General features: G+C 45.6%; 30 protein-coding genes. 11 read left to right on the top strand and 19 right to left on the bottom strand.

Annotated elements, in window-relative coordinates:
* Window positions 1-233 precede the first annotated feature (233 nt).
* Genes recJ through xerD form a run of 3 tightly spaced genes read right to left on the bottom strand, consistent with a single transcriptional unit; the run spans window position 234 to window position 3,702 of the window.
* Complete coding sequence (gene recJ / locus ACFFUV_RS13520) at window positions 234-1,973, bottom strand: single-stranded-DNA-specific exonuclease RecJ (protein ID WP_390193673.1); 1,740 nt, start codon at window positions 1,971-1,973, stop codon at window positions 234-236.
* A gap of 38 nt (window positions 1,974-2,011) precedes the next feature.
* On the bottom strand, window positions 2,012-2,800 hold the full coding sequence (dsbC, locus tag ACFFUV_RS13525) for a bifunctional protein-disulfide isomerase/oxidoreductase DsbC (protein WP_390193675.1): 789 nt from the start codon (window positions 2,798-2,800) through the stop codon (window positions 2,012-2,014).
* A gap of 5 nt (window positions 2,801-2,805) precedes the next feature.
* Window positions 2,806-3,702, bottom strand: coding sequence for a site-specific tyrosine recombinase XerD (gene xerD, locus ACFFUV_RS13530; RefSeq protein WP_390193896.1), 897 nt, complete (start codon window positions 3,700-3,702; stop codon window positions 2,806-2,808).
* A 144-nt stretch (window positions 3,703-3,846) separates the two neighbouring features.
* On the opposite strand from xerD, the gene fldB reads away from it, so the two are divergent.
* Window positions 3,847-4,365, top strand: a complete 519-nt coding sequence (gene fldB, locus ACFFUV_RS13535; protein WP_390193678.1) for a flavodoxin FldB — start codon at window positions 3,847-3,849, stop codon at window positions 4,363-4,365.
* Window positions 4,366-4,444: 79 nt separating this feature from the next.
* Here fldB and ampD read toward each other — a convergent pair whose 3' ends face one another.
* Window positions 4,445-4,990, bottom strand: a complete 546-nt coding sequence (ampD, locus tag ACFFUV_RS13540; protein WP_390193680.1) for a 1,6-anhydro-N-acetylmuramyl-L-alanine amidase AmpD — start codon at window positions 4,988-4,990, stop codon at window positions 4,445-4,447.
* Between the two features lie 132 nt (window positions 4,991-5,122).
* Between ampD and nadC the strand changes: the two genes are divergently transcribed.
* The 8 genes from nadC to yacG all read left to right on the top strand — a co-directional run bounded on the left by nadC (window position 5,123) and on the right by yacG (window position 12,122).
* Window positions 5,123-6,010: a carboxylating nicotinate-nucleotide diphosphorylase gene (nadC, locus tag ACFFUV_RS13545; RefSeq protein ID WP_390193682.1), complete on the top strand. Its 888-nt coding sequence runs from the start codon at window positions 5,123-5,125 to the stop codon at window positions 6,008-6,010.
* 94 nt (window positions 6,011-6,104) lie between these two features.
* Window positions 6,105-6,656: a pilin gene (locus ACFFUV_RS13550; RefSeq protein ID WP_390193684.1), complete on the top strand. Its 552-nt coding sequence runs from the start codon at window positions 6,105-6,107 to the stop codon at window positions 6,654-6,656.
* Entirely contained in the window at window positions 6,653-8,293 is a 1,641-nt protein-coding gene (locus ACFFUV_RS13555) for a GspE/PulE family protein (RefSeq protein WP_390193686.1), read from the top strand. The genes ACFFUV_RS13550 and ACFFUV_RS13555 overlap by 4 nt, the downstream gene beginning before the upstream one ends.
* A 12-nt stretch (window positions 8,294-8,305) precedes the next feature.
* Window positions 8,306-9,523, top strand: coding sequence for a type II secretion system F family protein (locus ACFFUV_RS13560; protein ID WP_390193688.1), 1,218 nt, complete (start codon window positions 8,306-8,308; stop codon window positions 9,521-9,523).
* A gap of 66 nt (window positions 9,524-9,589) precedes the next feature.
* The gene (locus ACFFUV_RS13565; RefSeq protein ID WP_390193691.1) at window positions 9,590-10,459 is read left to right on the top strand and encodes a prepilin peptidase; all 870 of its coding nucleotides are present in this window, start codon (window positions 9,590-9,592) and stop codon (window positions 10,457-10,459) included.
* Between the two features lies 1 nt (window position 10,460).
* Window positions 10,461-11,069: a dephospho-CoA kinase gene (gene coaE, locus ACFFUV_RS13570; protein WP_390193692.1), complete on the top strand. Its 609-nt coding sequence runs from the start codon at window positions 10,461-10,463 to the stop codon at window positions 11,067-11,069.
* Between the two features lie 39 nt (window positions 11,070-11,108).
* Window positions 11,109-11,849, top strand: a complete 741-nt coding sequence (gene zapD / locus ACFFUV_RS13575) for a cell division protein ZapD (RefSeq protein ID WP_390193695.1) — start codon at window positions 11,109-11,111, stop codon at window positions 11,847-11,849.
* Window positions 11,850-11,924: 75 nt separating this feature from the next.
* Window positions 11,925-12,122, top strand: a complete 198-nt coding sequence (gene yacG, locus ACFFUV_RS13580; RefSeq protein ID WP_390193697.1) for a DNA gyrase inhibitor YacG — start codon at window positions 11,925-11,927, stop codon at window positions 12,120-12,122.
* Between the two features lie 276 nt (window positions 12,123-12,398).
* On the opposite strand, the gene rplS is transcribed toward yacG, so the two are convergent.
* The 5 genes from rplS to ffh form a co-directional block, all read right to left on the bottom strand.
* Window positions 12,399-12,752, bottom strand: a complete 354-nt coding sequence (gene rplS, locus ACFFUV_RS13585) for a 50S ribosomal protein L19 (protein ID WP_390193699.1) — start codon at window positions 12,750-12,752, stop codon at window positions 12,399-12,401.
* A 41-nt stretch (window positions 12,753-12,793) separates the two neighbouring features.
* Entirely contained in the window at window positions 12,794-13,537 is a 744-nt protein-coding gene (gene trmD, locus ACFFUV_RS13590) for a tRNA (guanosine(37)-N1)-methyltransferase TrmD (protein ID WP_390193701.1), read from the bottom strand.
* 26 nt (window positions 13,538-13,563) lie between these two features.
* The gene (gene rimM / locus ACFFUV_RS13595; protein WP_390193702.1) at window positions 13,564-14,112 is read right to left on the bottom strand and encodes a ribosome maturation factor RimM; all 549 of its coding nucleotides are present in this window, start codon (window positions 14,110-14,112) and stop codon (window positions 13,564-13,566) included.
* Window positions 14,113-14,129: 17 nt separating this feature from the next.
* Window positions 14,130-14,378 (bottom strand): 30S ribosomal protein S16, encoded by a 249-nt coding sequence (rpsP, locus tag ACFFUV_RS13600; protein ID WP_004742593.1) that lies wholly within the window; start codon window positions 14,376-14,378, stop codon window positions 14,130-14,132.
* Window positions 14,379-14,640: 262 nt separating this feature from the next.
* A complete protein-coding gene (gene ffh / locus ACFFUV_RS13605; RefSeq protein ID WP_390193704.1) occupies window positions 14,641-16,020 on the bottom strand; it encodes a signal recognition particle protein in 1,380 nt (459 codons plus the stop codon).
* A 176-nt stretch (window positions 16,021-16,196) separates the two neighbouring features.
* Here ffh and ACFFUV_RS13610 point away from each other — a divergent pair, with 176 nt between their 5' ends.
* Both ACFFUV_RS13610 and ACFFUV_RS13615 read left to right on the top strand, forming a co-directional pair.
* Window positions 16,197-16,991, top strand: a complete 795-nt coding sequence (locus tag ACFFUV_RS13610) for a cytochrome C assembly family protein (RefSeq protein ID WP_390193707.1) — start codon at window positions 16,197-16,199, stop codon at window positions 16,989-16,991.
* Window positions 16,992-17,101: 110 nt separating this feature from the next.
* On the top strand, window positions 17,102-18,370 hold the full coding sequence (locus ACFFUV_RS13615) for an HlyC/CorC family transporter (protein WP_390193709.1): 1,269 nt from the start codon (window positions 17,102-17,104) through the stop codon (window positions 18,368-18,370).
* A gap of 76 nt (window positions 18,371-18,446) precedes the next feature.
* Here the strand turns inward: ACFFUV_RS13615 and rpoS are convergent, their stop codons facing one another.
* The 10 genes from rpoS to ACFFUV_RS13665 all read right to left on the bottom strand — a co-directional run bounded on the left by rpoS (window position 18,447) and on the right by ACFFUV_RS13665 (window position 26,186).
* Window positions 18,447-19,427 (bottom strand): RNA polymerase sigma factor RpoS, encoded by a 981-nt coding sequence (gene rpoS / locus ACFFUV_RS13620; RefSeq protein ID WP_390193711.1) that lies wholly within the window; start codon window positions 19,425-19,427, stop codon window positions 18,447-18,449.
* Window positions 19,428-19,501: 74 nt separating this feature from the next.
* The gene (locus ACFFUV_RS13625) at window positions 19,502-20,464 is read right to left on the bottom strand and encodes a peptidoglycan DD-metalloendopeptidase family protein (RefSeq protein ID WP_390193714.1); all 963 of its coding nucleotides are present in this window, start codon (window positions 20,462-20,464) and stop codon (window positions 19,502-19,504) included.
* 4 nt (window positions 20,465-20,468) lie between these two features.
* A complete protein-coding gene (locus ACFFUV_RS13630; RefSeq protein ID WP_390193717.1) occupies window positions 20,469-21,095 on the bottom strand; it encodes a protein-L-isoaspartate(D-aspartate) O-methyltransferase in 627 nt (208 codons plus the stop codon).
* Window positions 21,096-21,097: 2 nt separating this feature from the next.
* Window positions 21,098-21,844, bottom strand: a complete 747-nt coding sequence (gene surE / locus ACFFUV_RS13635; protein ID WP_390193720.1) for a 5'/3'-nucleotidase SurE — start codon at window positions 21,842-21,844, stop codon at window positions 21,098-21,100.
* A gap of 11 nt (window positions 21,845-21,855) precedes the next feature.
* Complete coding sequence (gene truD / locus ACFFUV_RS13640; RefSeq protein WP_390193722.1) at window positions 21,856-22,902, bottom strand: tRNA pseudouridine(13) synthase TruD; 1,047 nt, start codon at window positions 22,900-22,902, stop codon at window positions 21,856-21,858.
* 17 nt (window positions 22,903-22,919) lie between these two features.
* The gene (gene ispF / locus ACFFUV_RS13645) at window positions 22,920-23,396 is read right to left on the bottom strand and encodes a 2-C-methyl-D-erythritol 2,4-cyclodiphosphate synthase (protein ID WP_390193727.1); all 477 of its coding nucleotides are present in this window, start codon (window positions 23,394-23,396) and stop codon (window positions 22,920-22,922) included.
* On the bottom strand, window positions 23,393-24,118 hold the full coding sequence (gene ispD / locus ACFFUV_RS13650) for a 2-C-methyl-D-erythritol 4-phosphate cytidylyltransferase (RefSeq protein WP_390193731.1): 726 nt from the start codon (window positions 24,116-24,118) through the stop codon (window positions 23,393-23,395). Before ispD ends, ispF begins: the two co-directional genes overlap by 4 nt.
* Entirely contained in the window at window positions 24,115-24,396 is a 282-nt protein-coding gene (gene ftsB, locus ACFFUV_RS13655; protein ID WP_390193734.1) for a cell division protein FtsB, read from the bottom strand. Before ftsB ends, ispD begins: the two co-directional genes overlap by 4 nt.
* A 124-nt stretch (window positions 24,397-24,520) precedes the next feature.
* Complete coding sequence (locus ACFFUV_RS13660; protein ID WP_390193737.1) at window positions 24,521-25,324, bottom strand: undecaprenyl-diphosphate phosphatase; 804 nt, start codon at window positions 25,322-25,324, stop codon at window positions 24,521-24,523.
* 91 nt (window positions 25,325-25,415) lie between these two features.
* Window positions 25,416-26,186 (bottom strand): undecaprenyl-diphosphate phosphatase, encoded by a 771-nt coding sequence (locus ACFFUV_RS13665; RefSeq protein ID WP_390193740.1) that lies wholly within the window; start codon window positions 26,184-26,186, stop codon window positions 25,416-25,418.
* Window positions 26,187-26,197 lie beyond the last annotated feature (11 nt).

Genomic DNA, 26,197 nt, shown 5'->3' on the forward strand with positions numbered 1-26,197 from the left:
GCCTGATAACATTCGGGCATTAAAACAACAATAAAAATGGTCTGACCAATTACAATCGGTCAACACACTCCACTTTTGGGAGCCTGTTGGCACAATAGTCGACGGGTTTTAACAAAAGGTGAAGAATTTGCGTGAATGAGTGTTACATCGAGCCAAGATAAATAAATAAAATCAATAAAAAAGCCAATGACATAGCATTGGCTTCGATGATTTATATATATCGATTTGTTTTATTATTTCGCTTCAATATGCTCGATCATTATTTGTAACGACTGATTTCCACGAAACTCGTTGATATCCAACTTATAGGCGAGACGTACCGTTTTCACTGACGCATCAGGCCAGCGACGTAAATCAACATTAAATGCGATTCCATCGATAGTGAGGTTGGTAGGATGTCCGCGATACAGGGGTTCAAGCATCATTTTTAAGTGCTTTTCCCCGACTAACTTTTGATGCAAGACTTTAAACTCTCCATCAAAAATTGGCTCAGGAAAGGCTTGCCCCCATGGGCCTGCTGCACGCAGCATCTCTGCGGTATACATCGAAAACTCTTCGGGCGTCAGTTCGCCATCAGAAAGTACAACACCTTTCAGTGCTGCCTCATCAAGCTCCTGCTTAACCATCTCATCGAATAAACGCGCAAAACGCTCAAAATCATCTTCTTTGATGGTTAATCCCGCCGCCATCGCATGACCACCGAATTTTAAAATTAGCCCCGGATTTTGAGTATCAATTTTATCCAGTGTATCTCGCATATGTAAGCCGGGAATTGAACGGCATGAGCCTTTAACCGTACCTTCTCCACCGTCTGCGAATGCAATCACCGGGCGGTGGAACTGCTCTTTGATTCGTGATGCTAAAATACCGATAACGCCTTGATGCCAGTCACGTTGAAACAGAACCAACCCATGAGGCAATTGGCTGTTTTCGCCAAACTGCAACCGCTCACAGAAGGCCATGGCTTCTTGCTTCATCCCCGCTTCTATTTCTTTACGAGTCTGATTCAGCCCATCCAATTCACTCGCCATGCGTCTCGCAGCATGAATGTTATTACACATTAACAATTCAACGCCAAACGACATATCATCTAAGCGCCCTGCCGCATTAATTCTGGGCCCAAGCGCAAAGCCAAAGTCCGTGGCGATCAACCGTCGCGCGTCACGTTTGGCTACCTCAATCAAAGCTTGAATTCCCGGGCGTGCTTTACCCGCCCGAATGCGTTGTAACCCTTGATGAACCAAAATACGGTTATTGTCATCCAATGGCACCACGTCAGCGACGGTACCTAACGCCACTAAATCAATCAGTTCCATTAGCTTAGGTTCCGCCATTCCTTGAGTTTGGAACCAGCCGACTTTGCGCATATGGACACACAAAGCCATCATCAAGTAAAACGCGACCCCCACCCCAGCCAGCGCTTTTGAAGGAAATGAACAGGTTTCAAGATTTGGGTTGACGATGGCATCGGCAATGGGCAATTCATGCCCCGGTAAGTGGTGGTCTGTCACCACAACTTGCAGACCATTTTGCTTGGCATAACGCACACCTTCAATTGAGGAGACGCCGTTATCTACCGTCATGATCACTTCGACGCCGAGTTCAAGCGCCTGATCCACAACTTCTGGGCTTAGCCCGTAACCATCTTCAAATCGATTCGGAACTAAGTAGTCAACGTTGTGACACCCCAACATACGCAATGCCAGCACCGATAACGCGGAGCTGGTCGCGCCATCGGCATCAAAATCTCCGACCACGATAATACGTTTATGGTTTTGAATTGCCGCGAATAAAATCTCTACCGCCTGCTCGATACCATCAAGCATTTGATACGATTTTAACGCTTTTGCTGCCGTATTTAGCTGTTCAGCTTGGGTAATTCCACGACGAATGTATATTTTGCGCAGCAGCGCAGGAATGGAATCAGGAAGTAATGAGAGATCGACTTCCGGACGCTGTTGAATTTCAATCATAATAAATTCGGCAGGCGAATTGCCTGCCTTCCAAATCGTTAAATACTTTCAAGCTCTTGCAGTAAGCGCTCCGGTGGTAGATAGCCACCGATCATTTTACCGTTAGGTAAGAAGATGGCAGGCGTTCCGCTCATACCGAGTGCAACACCAAGATCATGTTGATTTTTCACTTGCTGCTTACACTGTGCCATATCACCACTTGGCTCTGGGACTTCGCGCTTGGTTTTTGCTGCATCCAATGCGGCTTGTTTGTCATCCGCACACCAAATCGCTGCCATATCATCGGCAACTGGCCCCGTGCTGCCTTGGCGAGGGAAAGCCAGATAATGCACGGTAATACCCAAATCATTGTATTGCTGCATTTGGCTATGTAAACGGACACAGTAACCACAGGTGATATCAGTAAATACAGTGACGACATATTTTTCGTTATCCGCCTTGTACTCAATCATTTGGTCACGAAACTCTGCGATTTTCTGTGCATTGATTGGCGCCTGGCGTACCGCCTGAACATCTTCGTAACGCCCTTGCTCATCCAAATGATACAAGGTACCCGCGATGAAATACTGACCATCCGGTGACGCATAAAGAATCCCACCCTGAGTGTGTACTTCAATGAGACCCGGAATATCGGCTGGTACAATATCAGAGACTTGAAGATTCAACGCAGAAAAACGTTCAATCAACGCTGCTTTATCAATACTTTGTTCACTCACTGCCGCGCTGCTGCTATTGTCACTGCTCACTTCGTCGGCATTACACGCTACCACAAATAGCGGTAGCGTTAACAAAGCCAGTTTTCTGATTACGCTGAATACTTTGGTCATTATTTTCAAGCCCTTGGATGATGCTGATTATGAATTTGTTTGAGTCTTTCCGTTGCCACGTGAGTATAAATTTGCGTGGTTGATAAGTCACTATGCCCCAGTAGCATCTGCACCACTCTGAGATCTGCCCCATAGTTCAGTAGGTGCGTTGCAAAGGCATGTCTCAATACGTGCGGTGATAGCATTTCGGTATCAATTCCGGCAAGAACAGCATAGTGTTTAATTCGGTGCCAAAAGGTTTGCCGTGTCATCTGACGTGCGCGTTTACTCGGAAAAACAACGTCGGAGGTCTGTTCGCCAAGCAATATAGACCGCCCCTTCTCAAGAAAAGTTTCAATCCAATCGACGGCGTCTTCCCCCATTGGAACCAAACGCTCTTTTCCGCCTTTACCGGTTACTCGCACTACCCCTTGGCGCAAACTGATATTTTCCATGGTTAAGCTCACCAATTCGGTAACACGAAGACCAGTGGCATACAGTAACTCCAACATCGCTTTATCACGCAGTTCAAGTGGATCGTTCGGATCCGGCGCATTCAATAATGCATCAACCTGATCTTCGGTGAGATCTTTTGGAAGACGTTTGGGTAATTTGGGGCTAACCAGCAATGCACTCGGATCATCAGCACGTACTTTTTCACGATGCAAATACTGAAACAGCCGGCGAATAGCCGACAACATTCGAGCGCGTGAGGTTTGTTTATAATCTTGGTCAAGTAACCAAGTTTGATATTGTTGAAGACCTGTCAAGCTGATGAAGTTCAAACGGTAATTGTTCTCTTCCATCCACGCTAGCAATTTCATTAGATCATTGCGATATGATGCCAAGGTGTTTTCAGACAATCCTCGCTCCATCCACATCGCATCTAAAAACTGTTCAACCAGACCTTGCTCGGCCAACACTCGTTCTGACACAACTTACCTCTCGACAATTGACCGCTTCACTCTACGGGAGCCATCCACACAATGCTACAAAATTTATCATGTAAAAGGCGTAGGAATACGGTTAGAATTTGCTGGTTAACGTAAGAATTGAAAAAGAAAATTATGAAGATTGGTCTGTTTTACGGCTCCACCACTTGTTACACCGAAATGGCAGCAGAAAAAATTCGTCAATTGATCGGTGAAGAATTGGTCGATGTCCACAATGTCAAAGATTCTCCTCTATCCTTAATGAACGACTACGATTTTCTGATCTTGGGGATTTCCACGTGGGATTTCGGTGAGATTCAGGAAGACTGGAGCGCGGCATGGCAGCAAATCGATGGCGTATCGCTAAAAGACAAACACGTCGCATTGTTCGGCTTAGGCGATCAAGAAGGTTATGGGGAATGGTATCTGGATGCGATGGGCCTACTTCACGACGAAATCGTGAAGACGGGTGCAACGATCCTGGGTTACTGGCCAAACCAAGGGTATGAATTTGATGCTTCAAAAGCTCTCACCGAAGATGAGAGCCACTTTGTTGGCCTTGCGCTCGATGAAGATTCGCAATATGAATTGAGTGACCAGCGGATCGAAGCCTGGGTTGAACAGATTTTAGTGGAATACCACGACGCACTCTAAGATCGTCACCAGAGACTTGCGACAAAAGCAAATTGAGGGTGGCGTCCTTCGCCCTAGCCGCCCCTAGCCGCCGCTCGCTTTACCTAACAAGCAAGCGGCGGAATCTCCGCCAATCAAATACCAAGCCGGGGTCGGTTTTTCTTAAGGGTGCAATATATTGGTGCCCGGTAATTCGAGGCTCAGTGATCTGCGGATAATGGACCATTAAGTGCTGAGTCAGCGTAGCTAAAGCTTGATACTGCTCAGCGCTATACGCCACAAAGTCGCTGCCCTCTAACTCAATGCCAATAGAGTAATCGTTGCACTTTTCTCGCCCAGCAAACGATGATTTTCCGGCGTGCCATGCTCGCTCAAGAAAAGAAACAAACTGTACCACTTCTCCGTCTCGACGAATCAAACAATGCGCCGAGACCCCCATGTTATGGATGACCTTAAAGAAAGGATGCTGATTGGCATCCAGTTGACCGGTAAAAAATTGTTCGATGTAAGGCCCACCAAATTCTCCCGGTGGCAAACTGATGTTATGAACCACCAGCAGCGAGATGTCCTGCACATCACTGCGCTGGTCAAAATACGGTGAAGGAACCTGTCTTGCGAATTGGTACCAGCCGCTAGAATCGATCATCACATTACCCTTATCTATTTGCGCTACAACGATTTTATCGCCTTCTTACTGAAAAGCGAGATTAATGGCTGAATTTGATGTCAAGACACCGTATCATAGCCGCTCAGTTTATTCGGTTTGATAAGATTTGTGATGAAAGATACCCATAACAGCCAAGCTCGCCTTGACTATTTAAAGCAGCAACTTCCGCTTGAAATCACACGCTCAGTGACAGATACCTTAAAAGAAGACTTGGGTGGTACACTCGATCCCAATGCGGATATCACAGCGAGTTTGATCCCCGCAGATGCACAGAATGAAGCGACGATCATCACTCGTGAAGCTGGTGTCTTTTGCGGTCAAGCGTGGGCTGACGAAGTCTTTAAATTACTGGGTGGTGACGTCGTCATCCATTGGCTCGTTAACGATGGCGATCAGGTTGAGCCGAATCAAACGCTATGCCACCTCAAGGGGCCTGCACGCATTCTGCTTACGGGTGAACGTAATGCGATGAATTTTATTCAAACCCTTTCAGGCTGTGCCACAGAAACAGCCAAATACGCCAATATTCTAAAAGGGACAAACTGCAAACTACTTGATACTCGCAAAACCATTCCTGGCCTGCGTAGTGCTTTGAAATACGCTGTCGCTTGTGGCGGTGGCTTTAACCACCGCATCGGAGTCTTTGACGCCTATCTGATTAAAGAGAATCATATCATTGCATGTGGTGGCATAGAGCAAGCGATTGCAACCGCCAAGCAGCTTAACCCCGGTAAACCGGTCGAGGTCGAAACCGAGAGTTTGGAAGAATTACAGCAAGCCATCGATGCGGGAGCGGATATTATAATGCTGGATAACTTCTCAACCGAAATGATGCGTGAAGCGGTCGCCATTAATGCAGGTCGCGCGGCATTAGAAAACTCAGGCAATGTGACCTTAGAAACGCTACGTGAATATGCTGAAACGGGTGTGGATTATATCTCGGTTGGTGCGCTGACTAAGCACGTCAGAGCCATGGACCTTTCAATGCGTTTCAAATAATCATCACTTTCATTGATAAAAACAGAAGGCACCTGCCTTCTGTTTTTGTTTCGACCGAGATCAAATGACGCCGTAAACCCAATGTCGCACAGCGGTGAATTTTCTTTACTGCTTACGCACTCACCGAATCATTCCACCGCTAAATTCACTCGATACTTTTACTCTCAGTGCATTCGAAATAAATCGGCTGATCAAACAAGCAATGCGCACATTCTCTTGCTCAAAGCACTCTGGATTTACCTTAATTGAATTGATGATTGTCGTCGCGATCATTGGCATCCTATCTTCTATCGCGGTTCCGGCTTATCAACACTATGTAAAGAAAGCGGAAATGGCCTCCGCGTTGAGTATGCTTAAGTCACTGCTTACCCCAGCCGAACTCTATTATCAGCAACATGGTGCTATATCGAGTGAGCAGTCCAATGACATATGGCAAGCGCTCGGGACCTCCGCCAGTGCATCTAATTTAGGCACACTGTCTATAGAGGATGATGGCTTCGCGTTTGCTTTCGACAACAGCGCGATCACCACAGGTACTCGTCTGCTTTACTCAAGAGCCGCGAATGGCTGGTTTTGTACTACGTCTCTTGGCGAAGGCGAATCCGCCGACATTATTGCGAGCAGTTGCCCGGAGAGCCAACCATGAAGGCAGTACTTATCGATCTGCTGCGCCAAGCAAATTGGCTGACTGAACAGCAATGTGCTCAAATCGAGATTCAAGGGACTCCAGACCTAAAAACCTTAGTCACAGAGATCGGAGTCAATGCTCAGCAATTGTGTCAGTTCTTAAGCCACCAATTAGGAATTAGCGTCGTATCATTAAGTGATTACGACTACCTCAAGCTATGCCGTGAGCTCAACCAAGGAAAACTATGGCACGATTATCAAGCCCTTCCCATAGAACGTCATCTTCAGCATTTAACCATAGCAGTCGCCGACCCAACGACAGACCAGCTTGAAGAAATGCTGCGCTTCCATTGTGGTTGCAACATTGAACTGGTTTTGTGTAACGGTGTAGAGCTCATTGGCGCACTGCAATACCTTTACGGGTTTGGCTCGCAAACGCCCCCATTTGCGATTCATGAATCCACACCACAAGCTCACACGCCTTCCAAAGATTCACTAGATAATGAGCCTGACCATCAACATGCAACCATAAGCCAATACATCGATGACTTATTTACCCAGGCTCAGCGTCGCCAAGCTTCTGACATCCATCTCGAGCCCTTTGAGCATCATTATCGAATTCGCTTACGCTGTGATGGCCTGCTTAACGTGATAGACCAACCCGATATTCAGTTAGGACGCCGAATCATAGGCCGAATTAAAATTCTCGCTAAGTTGGATATTGCCGAGCAAAGACTGCCGCAAGATGGACGTTTACAGATGATGCTAAACCAAGGCTTAGAGCTGGATATGCGTGTATCAACGCTCCCAACACTATGGGGTGAAAAAGTGGTACTTAGAGTGGTCGATAAAAACGCCGCCGATCTTGATCTCACCAAATTAGGATTAACTCCGGCCCAGCAACATCACTATGTGACGGCACTCAATAAGCCACAAGGGCTAATTTTAGTGACAGGCCCAACGGGCAGTGGCAAGACGGTTACTTTATATAGTGGCCTCAAACATTTAAACCGCACCGATCTGAATATAGCCAGCGCTGAAGACCCAATCGAGATCCAACTCGATGGCATCAACCAAGTGCAAATAAATACGGGGATTGGCTTTCATTTCGCCCACGCGCTTCGTGCGTTCTTACGCCAAGATCCCGATGTGTTAATGGTCGGAGAAATTCGCGATCAAGAAACTGCCGACATCGCTGTCAAAGCTGCGCAAACCGGGCATTTAGTGTTAGCAACGCTACACACCCAATCCGCCTCAGAAAGCATTATTCGACTCTCTCAAATCGGCGTGGAGATGTTCAATCTCGCATCGTCAATCAATCTGATTATCGCCCAACGACTCGTTCGTAAGTTATGTACTCACTGTAAACAGCCTGCTGTGACTGAGTCCGGCGATAATAACGCGCAACATTCATCATTTACCGCTGATCCGAATGGTTGTTCACACTGCTATCGTGGCTATCAAGGAAGAGTGGGCATTTACGAATTGATGCCCATTGACCGAGAACTCGCTCTTGCCATTGCCCAATCACAGCCTATCGAACACATCCAGCATTTAGCCGAGCAGAAAGGCATGCAAACGTTGCAGCAATCGGCAACGCTTGTCTATCAGCAGGGTAACACCAGTTATGCTGAGATCCAGCGGGTGCTTAGCTAGCAAACCACGTTTATGATGCCGAAATTACCTTTACATCGTTATCGATACACTGCTAAACGTTCGACCGCACGGGTTCGAGGATCGCTGCTGGCCTGTTCAAGTGAACACGCCAATGAGCAACTGAGAGCCCAAGGATTAGAGGTACTGCGACTCACTCAGCTGTCGCTATCGATTTTTGCTCAGCTGAAACATCGTGTGACACAATCAGATATTACGATGTTAACTCAGCAGCTCTCAACACTGTTGAACTCTGGCGTGGCACTCTTACCCGCTTTGGCACTAATCACACAAACTCAACACAAAGCAGGGATGCGTGCACTGCTTTACCAATTAATCACTCATCTTGAATCAGGGCATTCACTCGCCAACGCTTTACGCCATGCCAGCCCTCAGTTCGATGACTTCTATTGTCAGCTGATTGCGAATGGCGAACTCTCAGGGCGACTTGCGCCCACTCTTTCTCGTTTAACCGATTATCGAGAGAAGTCACAGCGTTTAAAGTCAAAAGTGATTAAAGCCATGATCTACCCATTGCTGATTGTCTTTGTGGCCCTCGTTGTCAGTTACTTAATGCTGACGATGGTGATTCCCGAGTTTGAGCGTATGTTTTCAAGCTTCGGAGCATCGCTCCCTTGGTTTACTCAGCAAGTGTTAACGTTGTCGACCTACATTCAGACATTGAACGTCGTGCATTTGATCCTTGCCACCCTTCCTTTCACTGTCCTTCACTGGGCCGTCAAACGTCATCCGCAATGGCAATTAAGTCTGAGCCGTTTAAGTTTAAGGTTACCGATTATCGGTGAGCTTCTAAGCAAGGCCGCATTAGCCCGATTCAGCCGCAGTTTGGCTTTAAGTTGCCAAGCTGGTGTATCGATACTTACTGGGCTAGAAAATGCCATCGCGACCACGCAGCAGGCCTACTATCAAATTCAGCTGCAACACGCCCTTCAAGATACGGCTGCCGGGAGTGGGTTAACGAATGCATTGCGCCAGACACAGTGTTTTCCCGAGTTAATGCTTCAAATGCTGCACATTGGCGAGCAAAGTGGTCAAATGGATACCATGTTATTGAAAGTCTCTGACTTATATGAGTTTGAGGTAGAAAATCTCACCGATAACCTTGGTAAAGCGATAGAGCCTATGATTATCCTCGTTTTAGGCTCGCTGATTGGTGCATTAGTTATCGCGATGTATTTACCAATCTTTAATTTAATGAGTGTATTAGGGTAGAATCCTCTCCACTTTAGCGCGAAAGTTGTGCCAAGCTTATGACTTGTCATCAATAAGAGAGACTCTATGGAAGCTTTCCAGTTTTACCCTTGGCTATTCCCTCTGATGGCCGCTATTTTTGGTTTGATCATTGGCAGTTTTCTTAATGTGGTGATATATCGCCTGCCACTTATGATGGAACGAGAATGGCGACGAGACTGTGCCGAAAGCTTTCCTGAATATCATATCGAACCACCCACTGATGTATTCAATTTAAGTCTGCCAGCATCGACTTGCCCACACTGCCAAACTCGGCTCAAAATAAAAGACAATATTCCCCTGATAAGCTGGCTCATGCTCAAGGGCAAATGTCGCTATTGCTCACGGTCAATCAGTATTCGCTATCCTTTGGTTGAGCTCCTTTCTGCGCTCACGTGTGCCGGTGTCGCCTGGCAATTTGGCTCAACACCTTATGCCCTTGCCCTGATTGCATTCACACTCGTTCTTATTGCATTAACTGGTATCGACTTTGCCACTTTGCTACTGCCCGACCAAATCACTCTACCGCTTGTTTGGGCGGGAATATTCTTGGCCTTAGTCGGTATTAGCCCGATATCCTTGCAAGACGCGGTGATTGGTGCGATCAGTGGTTACCTTTGCTTATGGACAGTCTATTGGTTGTTTAAATTACTGACTGGCAAGGAAGGTATGGGCTATGGCGATTTTAAATTACTTGCCGCCCTTGGCGCTTGGTTAGGCTGGCAAGCTCTCCCATTCGTTGTTCTGCTTTCGTCAGTAGTTGGATTAGTGTTTGGCTTAATTCAGTTGAGGCTACAAAAGCAAGGTATCGATAAGGCTTTTCCTTTTGGCCCTTATCTAGCCATTGCTGGTTGGGTCATTATGATGTGGGGTACGCCGTTTATGGCCTGGTATTTTCAGCATTATTTGGGGTATTAACATGACTTATGTTGTCGGTTTGACCGGAGGTATTGCCAGCGGAAAAACCACCGTCGCCAACTTATTTCATCAACATTTTGACATCGAGATCGTCGATGCGGATGTCGTTGCCCGTGAGGTTGTTGAACCCAATACCATCGGATTAAATGCACTTATCGAACGCTACGGAAATGAAATAATTCTCAACGATGGTCGCCTTAATCGTAAGAAACTAAGAGAAATCATTTTTTCTGACGAAAGTGAAAAGCACTGGGTCAACCAGTTACTTCACCCATTGATTCGTCAAAGTATGCTTGAACAACTCGATATGGTGCAATCGCCCTATGCGTTATTGGTTATTCCATTAATGGTAGAGAACGATCTCCAGCGTCTTGCTCAACGCGTATTAGTGGTCGATGTTGAACCCTCGACCCAGATTGAACGAACCATGCAGCGTGACCAAGTTTCAGAGCAGCAAGCACGTGCAATTCTTGCTGCGCAGGCCGATCGTGAACAACGTTTAGCCATCGCTGACGATGTGGTTAAAAATGATGCAAAAAACCAGAAACTTTTGCCTCAAATCACAGAATTACACCAAAAGTACCTAGCATTGTGTAGGGAAAATCTGTGAGAATGAATAAGGTAATCTTACAGGAAGGCTTTTTATTGCATGACAGCTCATTATTTTGAACATCCACTAAACGAGAAGACACGAATCTACCTGCGCGTTGAATATTTGTTGCGCCAGTTGAAAGTGTCCGCTCAATTTCGCGATGAGCTCCAGCACCTACTTTTCTTCCGTTCATTGTTTGATTTGCTCGAAATCTTTGATCAGATTCAGTTAAAAAGTGAGTTAGCGAAAGACATTGAAAAGCAGCGATTAACTTATCGTAGCTGGCTCAATGTAGATGGTGTCGACCAAGAAATGCTGCAGCATGTATTGCAAGATATCGACACCATTCACGGCACCTTGATGCAATCAGAACGCTTTGGTCTGTCACTCAAAGAAGATCGCTTCCTAAGTGCGATTCGCCAACGATTTAACTTACCAGGCGGAGCATGTGGCTTTGATCTGCCTGCGCTACATCATTGGCTTCACCTTAGTGAAGACGTCAAAACTCGCGATACCAATAAATGGGTAGAAAAGCTCAAGCCGCTGTCAGACGCCCTAGAAATGTGGCTACGCCTAGCGCGAGAAACCGGAATGTTTAAATCCCACATTGCAACCAACGGTTTTTATCAAAGTGATGCTGAAGAAGCGAACATTCTACGTTTATCGATACCGGGTCACTATGGCGTTTATCCAATGATTTCCGGACACAAAAATCGCTTCGCAATCAAATTCATTGATTTTGCCAGTGGTCAAGCAAGCTCCGCCGACGTCGAATTTGAACTCGCGGTATGCTCTTAACCGTCGACGTTCTATTTGCAATTCCTTGTTGAAGCGTCAACAATACCCGCATTGTCTCCATACTAGGTTTTGATCATGGAAAAAAAGGTAACGATCGTTAAATGCCCTCAATGCGGCACTGATGTCGAATGGGGAGAGCAAAGCCCTCATCGCCCATTTTGCAGTAAAAAATGCCAAATGATTGATTTTGGCGAATGGGCGGATGAAGAGAAGTCGATCCCTGGTGCGCCAGATATGTCGGACAGCGATGGTTGGTCAGAAGACCAATACTAATCTTTTCCTAATTTAAGAATCAAAGGTTGATGTGCAAACATCAGCCTTTTTTATTTTCAAACAATCCGTTAGACCACAACCTCATAGCAAGTACTGTTCATTTCGGTGAATTTAAGCGCCGGAGTATTTTACGATAACAAGGAGGAGGAACGGAGTTTACACCCGTAAATGAGTACCGACGACGCTGCTAGCGTGAAATACCACCAGCTTAAATCCCAAAATAAAAAAACGGGGCCTGTAGAGGCCCCGTTTCGTATGAGAACGCTAGTTATAGCATTACTTCTTAGCAAGTTTCTCTTTGATACGAGCTGACTTACCAGAACGCTCACGTAGGTAGTACAACTTGGCACGACGTACTGCACCACGGCGTTTAACTTCAATGCTATCAACCATTGGAGAGTGAGTTTGGAACGTACGCTCAACACCTTCACCGCTAGAGATTTTACGTACAGTGAAAGCAGAGTGTAGACCACGGTTACGAATACCGATAACTACGCCTTCGAACGCCTGTAGACGTTCACGGTCGCCTTCTTTTACCTTAACTTGAACAACAACAGTGTCACCTGGTGCAAAGTTAGGTAGGTCTTTTTTCATTTGCTCTTGCTCAAGAGCTTTGATGATGTTACTCATTTTTTAAATTCCTAGAATAAACTGATACTAAATAAATTAGGTTACTGAGCTCGATACTCTTTAATGAAATCAGCCAGTAATAGTTCCTGTTCGTCAGTCAGAGCTAGGTTTTCCAGGAGCTCTGGTCTTCGTAGCCAAGTACGGCCTAGCGATTGCTTTAATCGCCAACGACGAATGTCCTTATGATTTCCCGACTTAAGCACTGAAGGAACTTCAACGCCATCGAGCACCTCAGGACGAGTATAGTGGGGACAATCCAATAAGCCATTGGCAAAAGAGTCTTCTTCTGCCGACGCAAAATCGCCAAGTACCCCCGGAATAAACCGAGAAACTGAATCAATCAACGTCATGGCTGGTATTTCACCACCCGTCATTACAAAATCACCAATCGACCATTCTTCGTCGACTTCTGATTGAATAATGCGTTCATCTACCCCTTCATAACGACCACAAATGAGCAATAAATTGTCATTAGTTGCCAGTTCTTCAACTCCTTGTTGGTCTAATTTTCGACCTTGAGGAGAGAGATAAATGACCTTCGTCTTACCCGGTGCTGCCTGTTTCGCCGTATGAATGGCATCGCGCAAAGGCTGAACCATCATCAACATACCAGGGCCACCACCGTAAGGTCTATCATCAACAGTGCGATGCTTATCATGAGTGAAATCTCGAGGATTCCATGTCTCAACTGATAAAAGACCTTTTTTAACCGCTTGGCCTGTTACTCCAAAATCCGTAACGCTGCGGAACATGTCAGGAAATAGGCTAATAACGCCAACCCACATAGTGTTCTTACTCCGTTACAGGGGAGTTAAAATCCAGGATCCCAGTCAACTTCGATCCGTTGAGCTGAGCGATCAATCTGTATGATCACCTGCTCTTCAAGGAACGGGATTAATCGTTCCTTTTGCCCAAAAGCATCTTTTAGATTGGCTTTGACTACCAAAACATCGTTTGAACCTGTTTCAAGCATATCTGTCACAACACCAAGGTCATAACCTTTGGTCGTAACAACTTGCATGCCAAACAATTCACGCCAGTAGAACTCATCTTCTGACAGTTCAGGCAGTACCGCCGGGTCAATAGCAATTTCAAAGTTCGTCATTAAATGCGCGTCTTCACGAACATCCATGCCTTCAAGCTTAACCACCATACCTTTGTTATGGCGTTTCCAGCTTTCCACTTTGTACTCAACCCAATCACCCTTTTGGTTCACAAACCAAGGGCTGTAATCGAAAATGCTTTCAGCATTGTCTGTGTAAGAAAAGACTTTAAGCCATCCACGAATTCCATAAGTCGCGCCAAATTTGCCGACAACTATTTTATCGCTCTGCTTATTGTTCATTTCTTTACCTTCCATCGAGTTAAGCTACTCAATTAAGCCGCTTTTTGAGCGTCTTTAACTAGCTTAGCTACGCGGTCAGATACAGATGCGCCTTGACCAACCCAGTGGTTAACGCGATCTAGGTCTAGACGTAGACCTTCTTCTTGACCTTGAGCAGTAGGGTTAAAGAAACCTACTTTTTCGATGAAACGGCCAGTTGCAGCATTGCGGCTATCCGCTACTACGATTTGATAGAATGGACGCTTCTTAGCGCCGTGACGTGCCAAACGAATGGTTACCATATCGTCCTCTTTGCTTTCTCAAAAATAAAATTAACCCCAGAAGCTACTCATAAAAAATAACTTGGGGTCTCGTGCCAAAATAAAGCTCCGGAATTTTACCCTTATTCCAACGCAATGCAAGGGGTTTAGCTATTTTTTAGCCACTTGATTGGCTCAAGCCGTTCTGTGACCAAGCTAACAAAAGTACTTACGAACCTTTAACCCCTTAATATAAAAAGAGCGTGGCTATTTGCTACGCTCTTTTTTAAAATTTCAGGCTTGTCTAGCGGCCAAATGGGTTAAAACCGCCGCCACCGCCACCACCCATCATTCCTTGCATATTACGCATCATGCCTTTCATGCCACCCTTCTGCATTTTTTTCATCATCTTTTGCATTTGGGTAAATTGCTTAAGCAGACGATTAACATCTTGTACCTGAGTGCCCGAACCTGCAGCGATACGCTTTTTACGTGAACCTTTAATCAGTTCAGGACGCTGACGCTCTTTCATGGTCATAGAGTTAATGATAGCTTCCATTTGTTTAAACATTTTATCATCAACTTTGTCTTTCACATTATCAGGGAGTTGGGACATACCGGGTAATTTGTCCATCATCCCCATCATGCCGCCCATATTTTGCATTTGCCCCAACTGCTCACGAAAATCTTCTAAATCAAAGCCTTTTTTCTCTTTGAATTTTTTCGCCAGCTTCTGTGCTTTCTCTTCATCAACGTTACGCTGCAGATCTTCGATAAGCGACAGAACATCCCCCATTCCAAGAATGCGTGATGCAACACGATCAGGATGGAAAGGTTCGAGAGCATCGGTTTTCTCACCCACACCCAAGAATTTGATTGGCTTACCAGTGATATGACGAACCGACAGCGCGGCACCACCACGAGCATCACCATCTACTTTGGTCAGAATGACACCAGTGAGCGGCAACGCATCACCGAAAGCTTTGGCTGTATTCGCCGCATCTTGACCTGTCATGGCATCAACCACAAACAGCGTCTCAACAGGCGTAATCGCATTATGCAACTGCTGGATTTCTGCCATCATATCTTCGTCGATCGCAAGGCGACCTGCGGTATCGACAATCAGCACGTCAAAGAATTTCTTCTTAGCGTGGTCAATGGCAGCATTAGCAATATCAATTGGCTTTTGATCCGGTGAGGATGGGAAGAAATCGACACCGATATCTGTAGCAAGCGTTTCCAACTGTTTGATCGCGGCCGGGCGATAAACGTCAGCAGAAACTACCAAGACTTTCTTTTTGTCACGCTCTTTAAGGAGCTTGGAGAGTTTACCTACACTGGTGGTTTTACCCGCACCCTGTAAACCAGCCATCAAAATTACGGCAGGTGGTTGAGCCGCTAGGTTGAGCGCCTCGTTAGACTCCCCCATCACCGCTTCAAGCTCAGATTGAACGATCTTGATGAACTCTTGGCCAGGCGTCAACGATTTAGAAACCTCAACACCCACCGCGCCTTCTTTTACGCGTTTTACAAAATCACGAACCACAGGCAACGCAACGTCGGCTTCCAACAAAGCCATACGAACTTCACGCAGGGTTTCCTTGATATTGTCTTCGGTCAAACGACCTTTACCGCTGATGTTTTTCAGCGTTTTGGATAATCGATCCGTTAAATTATCAAACATCTTTTACTCTTCGCTTGCATTCGGCGATAAATTAAAGTGAGTATACCTTAGCCATGCAAAGCATGACACCGATCTATGCAGATTTAAACTTTCACTTTTACAATTGTTTTATAGACATAGCCCAACTAATTGATGCAGGGTATAATCTGCCCAACGTATTTCAATATAAGAGACTCATGGATAACATTGCTGCCGTTGCTGCTGCCATTCTGTACGTTTTGGCTATCGCAACCATCGTACCAGGACTGGTTCAACAAACAGGCATTCGCGTCAAGACCGTTTTCATCAGCGCGGTCGGAGCTTTGGTGTTTCACGGTTGGCTTTTGCACGACCTCATCATTGCCACCTCGGGACAAAACCTCAGCATTCTTAACGTCGCTTCTTTGATAGGCTTTATCATTTCTCTATCAATGAGTATTGCTATGGTCAAAACGCGATTGTGGTTTTTACTCCCTGTTATCTATGGCTTTTCAGCGATTAATTTACTCGCTGCAGCCTTCTTACCCAGCTCGTTCATTACGCATCTTGAGCACGAACCTGCTTTGCTATTTCATATTTCCATCGCGCTGTTTGCCTACTCAACGCTATCCATTGCTGCCCTCTACTCTCTGCAACTGGTATGGTTAGATCGCAAATTAAAAACCAAAAAAGCGTTAGCAATTAACCCTAACCTTCCGCCTTTAATGATGGTAGAAAGACAACTTTTCAAGATCATCCTAGTCGGAAATGTGCTGTTGACCGGAACTTTATTAACCGGGTTTATGTTCGTCCAAGATATGTTTGCACAAGGACAAGCTCACAAGGGCATCCTCTCTTTTGTTGCATGGGTCGTCTATTCCGTTTTATTGTGGGGGCATTACCAACGTGGGTGGCGAGGACGTCGAGCCACTTGGTTGACGGTGATTGGTGCGATGATTTTGACGCTCGCCTATTTTGGTAGCCGCTTTGTTCGAGAATTTATACTGCACTAAACCGATCGACACCTTGTTTTGGGCGCTAGGTAGTAGTTTTCATTATCTTTCAACGTTATTTTCAGTTTAGCCCAAAACTCATTCATTATTGTATAAGGAAGTTTTAAGCTTTGGACGACATATCAACGGGTATCTTATTTGCGCTACTCGCGTGTCTTATTATTATCTCCGGTTATTTCTCTGGTTCAGAAACAGGCATGATGTCGCTGAACCGTTATCGCCTTAAACACCTTTCCAATAATGGCCACAAAGGCGCTCGTCGTGTTGAAAGACTACTCAATCGACCAGACCGTTTGATTGGTTTGATTCTCATTGGTAATAACCTTGTTAATATTCTTGCCTCCGCTATCGCGACCATTATTGGTATGCGTCTCTACGGCGATATGGGGGTTGCGATTGCAACGGGTGTGCTGACATTGGTCATTTTGGTGTTTTCAGAAGTGACGCCAAAAACCTTGGCCGCTCTTTATCCAGAACGTGTCTCTTTTACCAGTAGTATCGTATTGATATTTCTGATGAAGTTACTCTCTCCTCTTGTGGTATTTGTTAACTTCATTACGAATGGCTTTATTCGTTTACTCGGCATACGTGTCGATAATCATGGTGATGACCATCTAAGCTCAGAAGAATTGAGAACCGTTGTTAATGAAGCTGGCGGCCTGATTCCTCGCCGTCACCAAGATATGCTGCTGTCTATTTTGGATTTAGAGCATGTCACCGTGAATGACATCATGGTGCCAAGAAATGAGATCAGCGCCATCGATATCAACGATGATTGGAAATCCATTTCTCGTCAGTTAACGCACTCGCCTCATGGACGTATCGTTTTATATCGTGACAATGTGGATGAAGTCGTAGGCATGTTACGCTTGCGCGAAGCATACCGTCTGATGCTTGAGAAGAACGAGTTTAATAAAGAGACCTTATTACGCGCTGCAGACGAGGTGTATTTCATTCCCGAAGGCACACCACTCAACGTCCAGCTGTTAAAGTTCCAGCGCAATAAACAGCGCATTGGCTTAGTCGTCGATGAATATGGTGACATTATAGGCTTGGTGACACTAGAAGATATTCTGGAAGAAATTGTCGGTGAATTTACCACCTCCATTGCACCGAGTTTAGCCGAAGAGATAACCCCTCAAGGCGATGGAAGCTTCTTAATTGAAGGTAGTGCAAACATTCGTGATATCAACAAAGGGTTAAAGTGGAAGTTGCCGACTTCAGGACCACGAACTCTAAACGGCTTGATTCTTGAGTATTTAGAGCATATTCCAGAAAGCAATTTAAGCGTTGTGGTTTCTAACCATCCGATGGAAATCGTTGAACTAGAAGAGAATCGCATCAAACTGGTTCGCGTATATCCACGTCGCAAGAAATAATTCTTTTCATTAGAGACAATAAAGCCTTGGCAAACGCCAAGGCTTTTTTCTGCTTATCAACACACAATAAGAAACGTTATTCTTCTTCAACGCTAAACAGGCTTTCCATATTAAGCCCTTGTTTGACGAGTATTTCACGCAAACGCCGTAAGCCTTCCACCTGAATTTGACGAACACGTTCACGGGTAAGATTGATTTCACGGCCGACTTCCTCTAGCGTCGAAGGCTCATACCCCAATAGTCCAAAGCGACGTGCAAGCACCTCTTTTTGTTTAGGATTAAGCTCTTCAAGCCAGTGAATCAAAGAGTTCTTGATGTCATCATCTTGAGTTGAAACCTGTGGGTCACAATTATTAATATCTGGAATGATATCGAGTAAGGCTTTCTCACTCTCACCACCACCAATTGGCGTATCTACCGAACTGACTCGCTCATTAAGGCGCAACATTTTACTGACGTCATCCACCGGACGGTCCAACTGCTGAGCGATTTCTTCTGCGGTAGGTTCATGGTCCAGCTTTTGCGATAACTCACGAGCGGTGCGTAGGTAGATATTCAATTCTTTGACAACATGAATAGGGAGACGAATAGTACGAGTTTGATTCATCAGCGCACGTTCAATGGTTTGACGAATCCACCAAGTCGCATACGTAGAAAAACGGAAACCACGTTCAGGGTCGAACTTCTCGACAGCACGAATAAGACCGAGGTTACCTTCTTCAATGAGATCAAGCAGTGCTAAACCGCGATTGCTGTAACGACGCGAAATTTTAACCACCAAACGCAAGTTACTTTCTATCATACGTTTGCGAGCTGCCTCATCTCCGCGTAAAGCACGACGGGCGTAAAGAACTTCTTCTTCTGCGGTTAAAAGTGGTGAAAAGCCGATTTCTCCTAAATAAAGCTGAGTGGCATCCAAACTTTTGACAGATGCATCAAACTCTTCTTTAAGAGCTGTATTTGAAAGGGTGTCAGAATTGTCCTTCTCCAAAGCTTCCATGGCTTCGTTGTCGATATCAAATTCTTCTACTTTAGATGCTGTATTGCTGATACTCATAACGCCTCCCCCTGGCGAGATAGCAAGACATTACTGCTTAATATGTCGCTATTTTTACTCTTTACAAGTAAACATTACGGTAAGTAGCGTTTGGGATTCACTGACTTACCTTGATAGCGAATTTCAAAGTGCAAGCGAACACTGTTAGAACCCGAACTTCCCATCGTGGCAATCTTTTGGCCTGCTTTGACACTTTGTCCTTCGTGTACAAGCAACCGGTCGTTGTGCGCATAAGCGCTTAGGTAATTATCATTATGTTTAACAATAACTAAATTACCATAACCTCTGAGTGCATTACCCGAGTAGACGACGGTGCCTCCTGCTGTGGAAACGATTGATTGACCACGCTGACCCGCGATATCAATGCCTTTATTTCCTTGGTCCCCAGCAGAGAAATTTTTAATGACTCTCCCTTTCGTAGGCCATAACCATTTGGTTACTTTGTCGTTTTTAGGCTTGGTTCCACTGGCAGTTTTATTAACATTTCTTTTACCAGCAGAATCAACATACTCCTTTGATTTTGATTGTTCAACCCTCTTTTCTGCGTCTTTTTTGCTCAACTTTTGAGCTGGAGAAAGCGGTTTAGTGCTAACTCCTTGACTAGAGTTTTTGTTCAAAGATGCAGCAGATGAGGAGGATGAGGGGGAAGAAACAATCGGTGTAGAGGCCGCAACGCTAGGTTTTACCGTACTTGCTACGGCACCCACCTCGGCCCCAGCTCCTGTTCCACCATAAGATGGAGGGGTGTAAACTGGACGCCATAAATTGAGTTTTTGGCCTGGGTAAATGGTATAAGGTTTTTGTAAATGATTGTAACGAATAAGGTCATTTACATCTTTATCTGTGATGTAAGCGATAAAGTACAGCGTATCGCCTTTTTTAACTTCGTAATAGCTGCCTCGGTAACTTCCTCTCGGCACACTATCATAATCTTTATGTAAACCTGATACTGGCGCAGGGGAATGCACAGCACACCCAGTTAAGGAAAGTGCAATGCTAGCCATTAATAAGGTTTTAGATTGTAAAGATTTATTCATTTAACTATGCTAAATCACCTGCTACCAGTGGAACAAAGCGAACCATTTCAATCGGCTCCGAGATAAAGTCTTCTCCACGACGAGTGATTTTAAGCAGTTGCTGTTCTACATCACCAACGGGAATCACCATTACGCCCCCTTCAGTCAACTGCTCAAGGAGTAACTGCGGTATAAACGTCGGGGCTGCAGTGACGATGATCGCGTCAAATGGGCCGCGAGCGGGCCAGCCATTCCACCCATCACCATGCTTGGTAAAGACATTATAGATATCTAACTGTTTGAGACGACGCTTGGCTTCCCACTGCAGCGATTTAATTCTTTCGATAGAATAAACGTGTTCCACCAGCTGTGCCAACACCGCCGTCTGATAACCCGATCCTGTGCCCACCTCTAAGACTTTACTGTCATGACGAAGTTCCAAGCACTGCGTCATTTTAGCCACGATGTATGGCTGAGAAATGGTTTGCCCCTGACCAATTGGAAGCGCGTTATTATCATAAGCTTGATGGATCATGGCTTGAGAGACAAAACGCTCTCTTGGCACTCGATAGATCGCATCCAATACTCGCTGGTCTTGAATGCCATTTGTACGCAAAAATTCAATCAGTCGGTCGGCTTGTGGTCTGGACATGCCTACTTATCCTTTAACCAATTATCCATAGTGAGCAATGATTCATGGGCCGTGAGATCCACTTGCAGCGGAGTGAGAGAAACATAACCGTTTTCAATTGCATGGAAATCCGTCCCTTCTCCAGCATCTTGCTCTTTGCCTGGAGGACCTAACCAATAGATGTCATGTCCTCTAGGATCCTTTTGTTTGATCATATCCTCTGCATGATGACGCGCACCAAGGCGAGTAACAAAAGTTCCCTGTAACTGATCAATAGCGACATCAGGCACATTAACATTCAATAAACGGTTAGTGGGAATAGGCTGCTTTAGATGCTGTTCGACTAATTCTCGAGCAATATGAGCAGCAGTGGCAAAATGCGTTTTACCCACAAGGGAAAAAGCAATGGCTTGCACACCTAAAAAATGCCCCTCCATGGCCGCGGCAACTGTGCCAGAATAAAGCACATCATCACCTAAATTGGCGCCATGATTAATCCCAGTTAATACCAAATCAGGCATACGATCTTTCATTAACTCATTGAGCGCAAAGTGCACACAATCGGTCGGAGTCCCCTCAACTGAGTAGACTTGAGGCTCAATTTCACGCACGCGCAAAGGCTGTTCTAACGTCAGTGAGTTTGAAGCTCCAGACCGGTTACGATCTGGGGCGACGATGGTGATATCTGCGCGGTCACGTAGCGCATCAGCTAACACTCGAATACCTTCAGCATGCACACCGTCATCGTTACTCAGCAAAACTCTTAACACAACTTCCTCCGTTAGTACTCGCGTATTACTTCGATTTCGTTAATCAATTCTCGGGTAATTGAGGTTGCATAACAACCTGATGGCAAAGAAAAATTCAAAGTAATGCGTGATCCGTCCACTTGCCAACTGAATTGTTCTGGCTTCAATGCAATCGCACGGCGCTCATGGCGCATGCGGTTACCCCGAATTAATGCCATTAAATCGGGTTCTGCATCAAGATGGGGCTGCTCAAGAATTAATGCCTGAGCGGTTGTAGGCAAAGCATTATCTCCTGCAAGTGCTGCGCTAACCTGCGCGTCACCATTAATCACTTTCTGCTTTGCAGCCGTGAGGTCTTGTTCGCTCACTGGCTCACTCGGACGGCCATTTTCCAGCAACAGATCACCAACCACAACATCATCAAACACATTGTTGTTAATGCGAGCCGAGACAATATGATTGAAAATCCACGATCGCGCCGTTGAAAGATACAAACTGCGCTTGTTTTGATTACGAGTCCGCACGTTATCACGTCCCCAACGTCTAGCTTCGTCGAGGTTGTTGCCTTGCTGGCCAAATCGTTGTGCGCCGAAATAGTTCGGCACTCCGCGCTCAGCTATCGCCGTCAAACGATTCACCACCTCTTCAACATCACTGACGTCACTCAAAGTGACGACAAAATGGTTCCCTTGGAGATCACCGGGGCGCAGCTTTTTGTTATGACGAGTTTTCTCTATAACTTCGATATGCGGATACTGAGCAAGAAACGCGCTGAGACCTGGTTCATCACCTTTTGGTAAATGGACACTAAACCACTGCTCTGTCACCGCATGGCGATCTTTGAGCCCGGCCCAACTCACGTCTTTTGATTTAACTTGGCAAGCTTTGGCTAATTCATTGGCAACAAATGCCGTATTTTCGCCTCGCTTACGGATCCGCAACATCAAATGTTCACCTTGGCCAGCCAATTCGTAGCCAAGCTGTTCGTAAACTTGAAAATCTTCTGCGGTTTCTTTTAATTTAGCGCTTGCCGTAGGCTGGCCATGAAGGTACGCAAAGGGCGTTAAAATATCTGTCATGATGCATTTCTTATTAATTAAGCTTTAACCAGTAGCACTACAGCTTCCGCTGCAATACCTTCTTTACGCCCAGTAAATCCTAAACGCTCTGTGGTTGTGGCTTTCACGTTCACATTCCCCAGTGACGTCTCTAAATCGTCTGCAATCGCTTGGCACATGTGTTCAATGTGCGGGGCCATTTTAGGCGCTTGCGCCATTATCGTGACATCCGCATTGCCTAACACATAGCCCTGCTTTTTAACGCGTTGATACACGTCTTTCAGCAGTTCGCGACTGTTGGCTCCTTTCCACTTATCATCGGTATCAGGAAAGTGGCGACCAATATCACCAGCCGCTATTGCGCCGAGTAAAGCATCAGTGAGCGCATGCAAAGCGACATCACCATCAGAATGGGCCAATAAACCTTGCTCATAAGGCACTGCAACGCCGCCAATAATAACCGGCCCTTCTCCGCCAAACTTATGAACATCAAAGCCGTGACCAATTCGAATCATGATTTATCCTTGTTTTCTCTTTGTAAATAAAACTCAGCCAAGGCGAGATCTTCAGGTTGAGTAATTTTAATGTTGTCTGCCGACCCCGTCACTAAAAGTGGCTGTTTACCAGCCCATTCGAGTGCAGAGGCTTCATCTGTGATGACGGCTGAACTGGCTAAAGCGCCGCGTAGTGCATGCGTTAAACTTTCGACAGGAAACAGTTGCGGTGTTAATGCATGCCACAGAGCAACACGTTCGACGGTTTGTGTAATATGCGCGCATGGCGTTGAACGCTTCATGGTATCGCGCACCGGAGCGGCTAAAATACCACCGACATCATGACACGAGACTTGCTCAATAAGCCGATCGATATCTGTTAGGCGTACACATGGACGAGCAGCATCATGCACCATGGCCCAATGAGCATGGCAATGCGCTTGAATAAATTCTAACCCTTTGAGCACTGAATCTGCTCGCTCTTTTCCACGCGCAATTGAGACTCGTTGAATGCGGGGATCCGCTGCACAAGGCAGCGCAGAAAAGTAGGGATCATCATCAGCAAGAACCACCACGACTTGTTGAACCTGAGGATGTTCAAGCAGGCGATAAATGGTATGTTCAAGTACGGTTTTCTCACCAATCGTTAAATATTGTTTGGGGCGATCAGCTTGCATGCGGCTACCAATGCCAGCGGCCGGTACTAATGCAATAACCGAAAAATCTGCGCGATGAGCACTCATTGTGCTTCCTCTCCGATAATCCGGTAGAAGGTTTCTCCCTCTTTTACCATTCCTAACTCATGGCGTGCTCGCTCTTCAATAGCATCTAACCCTTGGCGCAAATCATCGATTTCAGCAAACATTTCACTATTTCTGGTTTGTAAGCTTTTGTTTACTTGGTGTTGCACCTCGATTTCGCTGTTGACGGCTTTAAAGTCACTAACGCCGTTCTTACCAAACCACATGGTGTATTGCAGCGCGGCAAATAACGTCAACAAAGCTAAAGAAAATAATCGCATAATGTTTATTGCAACCCAGAAAAAACAAAGACCACATATATACCACAATGGCGCATTTCAAGCGACATTGCTCTATGTGGTCTTGATAAAGATCTGACTTTATATCGTGTTAAAGCTTAAATGGTTAGTTTAGCATCATAAACACCATCAATCCGATTCCGAGCAACAAGCGATAAATAACAAAAGGGGTCATCCCCATGCGCGAGATCATCTTCAAAAAGAAGTAGATACATAGATAAGCACTGATAAATGACGTGATAATCCCCGTCAGTAAGAAACCGAGATGTACAGGCTCACCACTGGTAATTAACTGGGCACCGAGGTAGCTACCGGCTAACAGAATGATCGGAATCGACATTAAGAAGGAGAAGCGCGCTGCCGCTTCACGTGTAAAGCCTAAATACAGAGCTGCGGTAATGGTCGCGCCAGAACGTGATGTCCCAGGGATCATGGCCACAGCCTGAGCGATGCCAATCATTAGCGCTTGTTTCCAACCCGCCTGGTACTCATCATCACGAAGGGGAGCGTTGCGATCAACCACCCAAAGCAGTAAACCAAATATAATGGTCGTCGCCGCAATCACCCAGGCACTACGAAGGTATACCTCAATAAAATCTTTCATTAGGTAACCAAATAAGCAGGCTGGAATGGTGGCAATCACAATCATCCATGCCAATTTAGCTTCTTTACTACGGTCACCTTTAAAAATTGAGGCCAAAAATGCCGTAAGCAACGTTACTACTTCATGACGAAAGTAAATCACCACAGCTAACAATGTCCCAACGTGAACGGCCACATCAAAGGCGAGCCCTTGGTCTTCCCAACCTAAAATTGCGGAAGGTAATATCAGGTGAGCGGAACTTGAGATCGGAAGAAACTCCGTTAAACCCTGAATCAGAGCCAAAATAAACGCTTCAAAATAACTCATTATTTTCTCTTATTTTTATTGCTCTACGCTGCCTTTGATTGACGAGCGCAGACATTTATCACTGTGCGGAAAATACACCACACATCAAAAACTATGCATGTAACCAAAGCAATAAGGCAACGCCAAAGACGATTCGGTAGAGGCCAAACGCTCTAAATGTGAATCGACTTAGGAACGCCAAGAACACTTTCATTACGACCCAAGCAGACAGATAGGAAACCGCAAAACCAACCAATAATGGCATCGCTTGCTCACCAGTAAAGTCCTGATAGTGCTCAATCAAATCCAAGCCACTCGCGGCTACCATAACGGGTAAAGCCAATAAGAAAGAGTATTCTGCACTGGCCGTACGGCTGACTCCTGCCAGTAAAGATCCGACGATCGTCGAACCTGCACGACTGGTTCCGGGCACTAAGGCAAAGATCTGAGCAAAACCGATAATACCTGCCTGACGGTAACTTATGTCATCTAACGTTAAAGTCGTGGGATCCCGATCTTTTAAATAGTGTTCGACCCACAAGAAAATCACCCCGCCGATGATGAACATCACTGGGACAACGTCGATGGTAAATAGAGATTTCACTTGGTCTTTAAAAATGAAGCCAACGATGGCGATAGGAAGGAATGAGATCAACACTTTGACCCATAAAGAAAAATATTTGGGCTGAAAGCGCTCCTTGTAATTGGTGACGACCGCCAAAATAGCGGAAAGTTGGATAATAACTTCAAATGCTTTATTGCTGTCCGTTTGTGGTAAACCGAGCCACTCACTCGCAATAATCAAATGTCCGGTTGAAGATATCGGCAAAAATTCAGTAACACCCTCGATCAAACCGAGAATGGCACTTTGAATTATATCCATGTATTTACTCT

Source organism: Vibrio olivae, assembly GCF_042428525.1.
GTDB lineage: Bacteria > Pseudomonadota > Gammaproteobacteria > Enterobacterales > Vibrionaceae > Vibrio > Vibrio olivae.

Excerpts from the sequence above, each read along its gene's own strand:
- recJ (WP_390193673.1), bottom strand. The coding sequence starts at position 1,973 with ATGATTGAAATTCAACAGCGTCCGGAAGTCGATCTCTCATTACTTCCT.
- dsbC (WP_390193675.1), bottom strand. The coding sequence starts at position 2,800 with ATGACCAAAGTATTCAGCGTAATCAGAAAACTGGCTTTGTTAACGCTA.
- fldB (WP_390193678.1), top strand. The coding sequence starts at position 3,847 with ATGAAGATTGGTCTGTTTTACGGCTCCACCACTTGTTACACCGAAATG.
- ampD (WP_390193680.1), bottom strand. The coding sequence starts at position 4,990 with ATGATCGATTCTAGCGGCTGGTACCAATTCGCAAGACAGGTTCCTTCA.
- nadC (WP_390193682.1), top strand. The coding sequence starts at position 5,123 with ATGAAAGATACCCATAACAGCCAAGCTCGCCTTGACTATTTAAAGCAG.
- ACFFUV_RS13555 (WP_390193686.1), top strand. The coding sequence starts at position 6,653 with ATGAAGGCAGTACTTATCGATCTGCTGCGCCAAGCAAATTGGCTGACT.
- ACFFUV_RS13560 (WP_390193688.1), top strand. The coding sequence starts at position 8,306 with ATGATGCCGAAATTACCTTTACATCGTTATCGATACACTGCTAAACGT.
- ACFFUV_RS13565 (WP_390193691.1), top strand. The coding sequence starts at position 9,590 with ATGGAAGCTTTCCAGTTTTACCCTTGGCTATTCCCTCTGATGGCCGCT.
- coaE (WP_390193692.1), top strand. The coding sequence starts at position 10,461 with ATGACTTATGTTGTCGGTTTGACCGGAGGTATTGCCAGCGGAAAAACC.
- zapD (WP_390193695.1), top strand. The coding sequence starts at position 11,109 with ATGACAGCTCATTATTTTGAACATCCACTAAACGAGAAGACACGAATC.
- yacG (WP_390193697.1), top strand. The coding sequence starts at position 11,925 with ATGGAAAAAAAGGTAACGATCGTTAAATGCCCTCAATGCGGCACTGAT.
- rplS (WP_390193699.1), bottom strand. The coding sequence starts at position 12,752 with ATGAGTAACATCATCAAAGCTCTTGAGCAAGAGCAAATGAAAAAAGAC.
- trmD (WP_390193701.1), bottom strand. The coding sequence starts at position 13,537 with ATGTGGGTTGGCGTTATTAGCCTATTTCCTGACATGTTCCGCAGCGTT.
- rimM (WP_390193702.1), bottom strand. The coding sequence starts at position 14,112 with ATGGAAGGTAAAGAAATGAACAATAAGCAGAGCGATAAAATAGTTGTC.
- rpsP (WP_004742593.1), bottom strand. The coding sequence starts at position 14,378 with ATGGTAACCATTCGTTTGGCACGTCACGGCGCTAAGAAGCGTCCATTC.
- ffh (WP_390193704.1), bottom strand. The coding sequence starts at position 16,020 with ATGTTTGATAATTTAACGGATCGATTATCCAAAACGCTGAAAAACATC.
- ACFFUV_RS13610 (WP_390193707.1), top strand. The coding sequence starts at position 16,197 with ATGGATAACATTGCTGCCGTTGCTGCTGCCATTCTGTACGTTTTGGCT.
- rpoS (WP_390193711.1), bottom strand. The coding sequence starts at position 19,427 with ATGAGTATCAGCAATACAGCATCTAAAGTAGAAGAATTTGATATCGAC.
- ACFFUV_RS13625 (WP_390193714.1), bottom strand. The coding sequence starts at position 20,464 with ATGAATAAATCTTTACAATCTAAAACCTTATTAATGGCTAGCATTGCA.
- ACFFUV_RS13630 (WP_390193717.1), bottom strand. The coding sequence starts at position 21,095 with ATGTCCAGACCACAAGCCGACCGACTGATTGAATTTTTGCGTACAAAT.
- truD (WP_390193722.1), bottom strand. The coding sequence starts at position 22,902 with ATGACAGATATTTTAACGCCCTTTGCGTACCTTCATGGCCAGCCTACG.
- ispF (WP_390193727.1), bottom strand. The coding sequence starts at position 23,396 with ATGATTCGAATTGGTCACGGCTTTGATGTTCATAAGTTTGGCGGAGAA.
- ispD (WP_390193731.1), bottom strand. The coding sequence starts at position 24,118 with ATGAGTGCTCATCGCGCAGATTTTTCGGTTATTGCATTAGTACCGGCC.
- ftsB (WP_390193734.1), bottom strand. The coding sequence starts at position 24,396 with ATGCGATTATTTTCTTTAGCTTTGTTGACGTTATTTGCCGCGCTGCAA.
- ACFFUV_RS13660 (WP_390193737.1), bottom strand. The coding sequence starts at position 25,324 with ATGAGTTATTTTGAAGCGTTTATTTTGGCTCTGATTCAGGGTTTAACG.
- ACFFUV_RS13665 (WP_390193740.1), bottom strand. The coding sequence starts at position 26,186 with ATGGATATAATTCAAAGTGCCATTCTCGGTTTGATCGAGGGTGTTACT.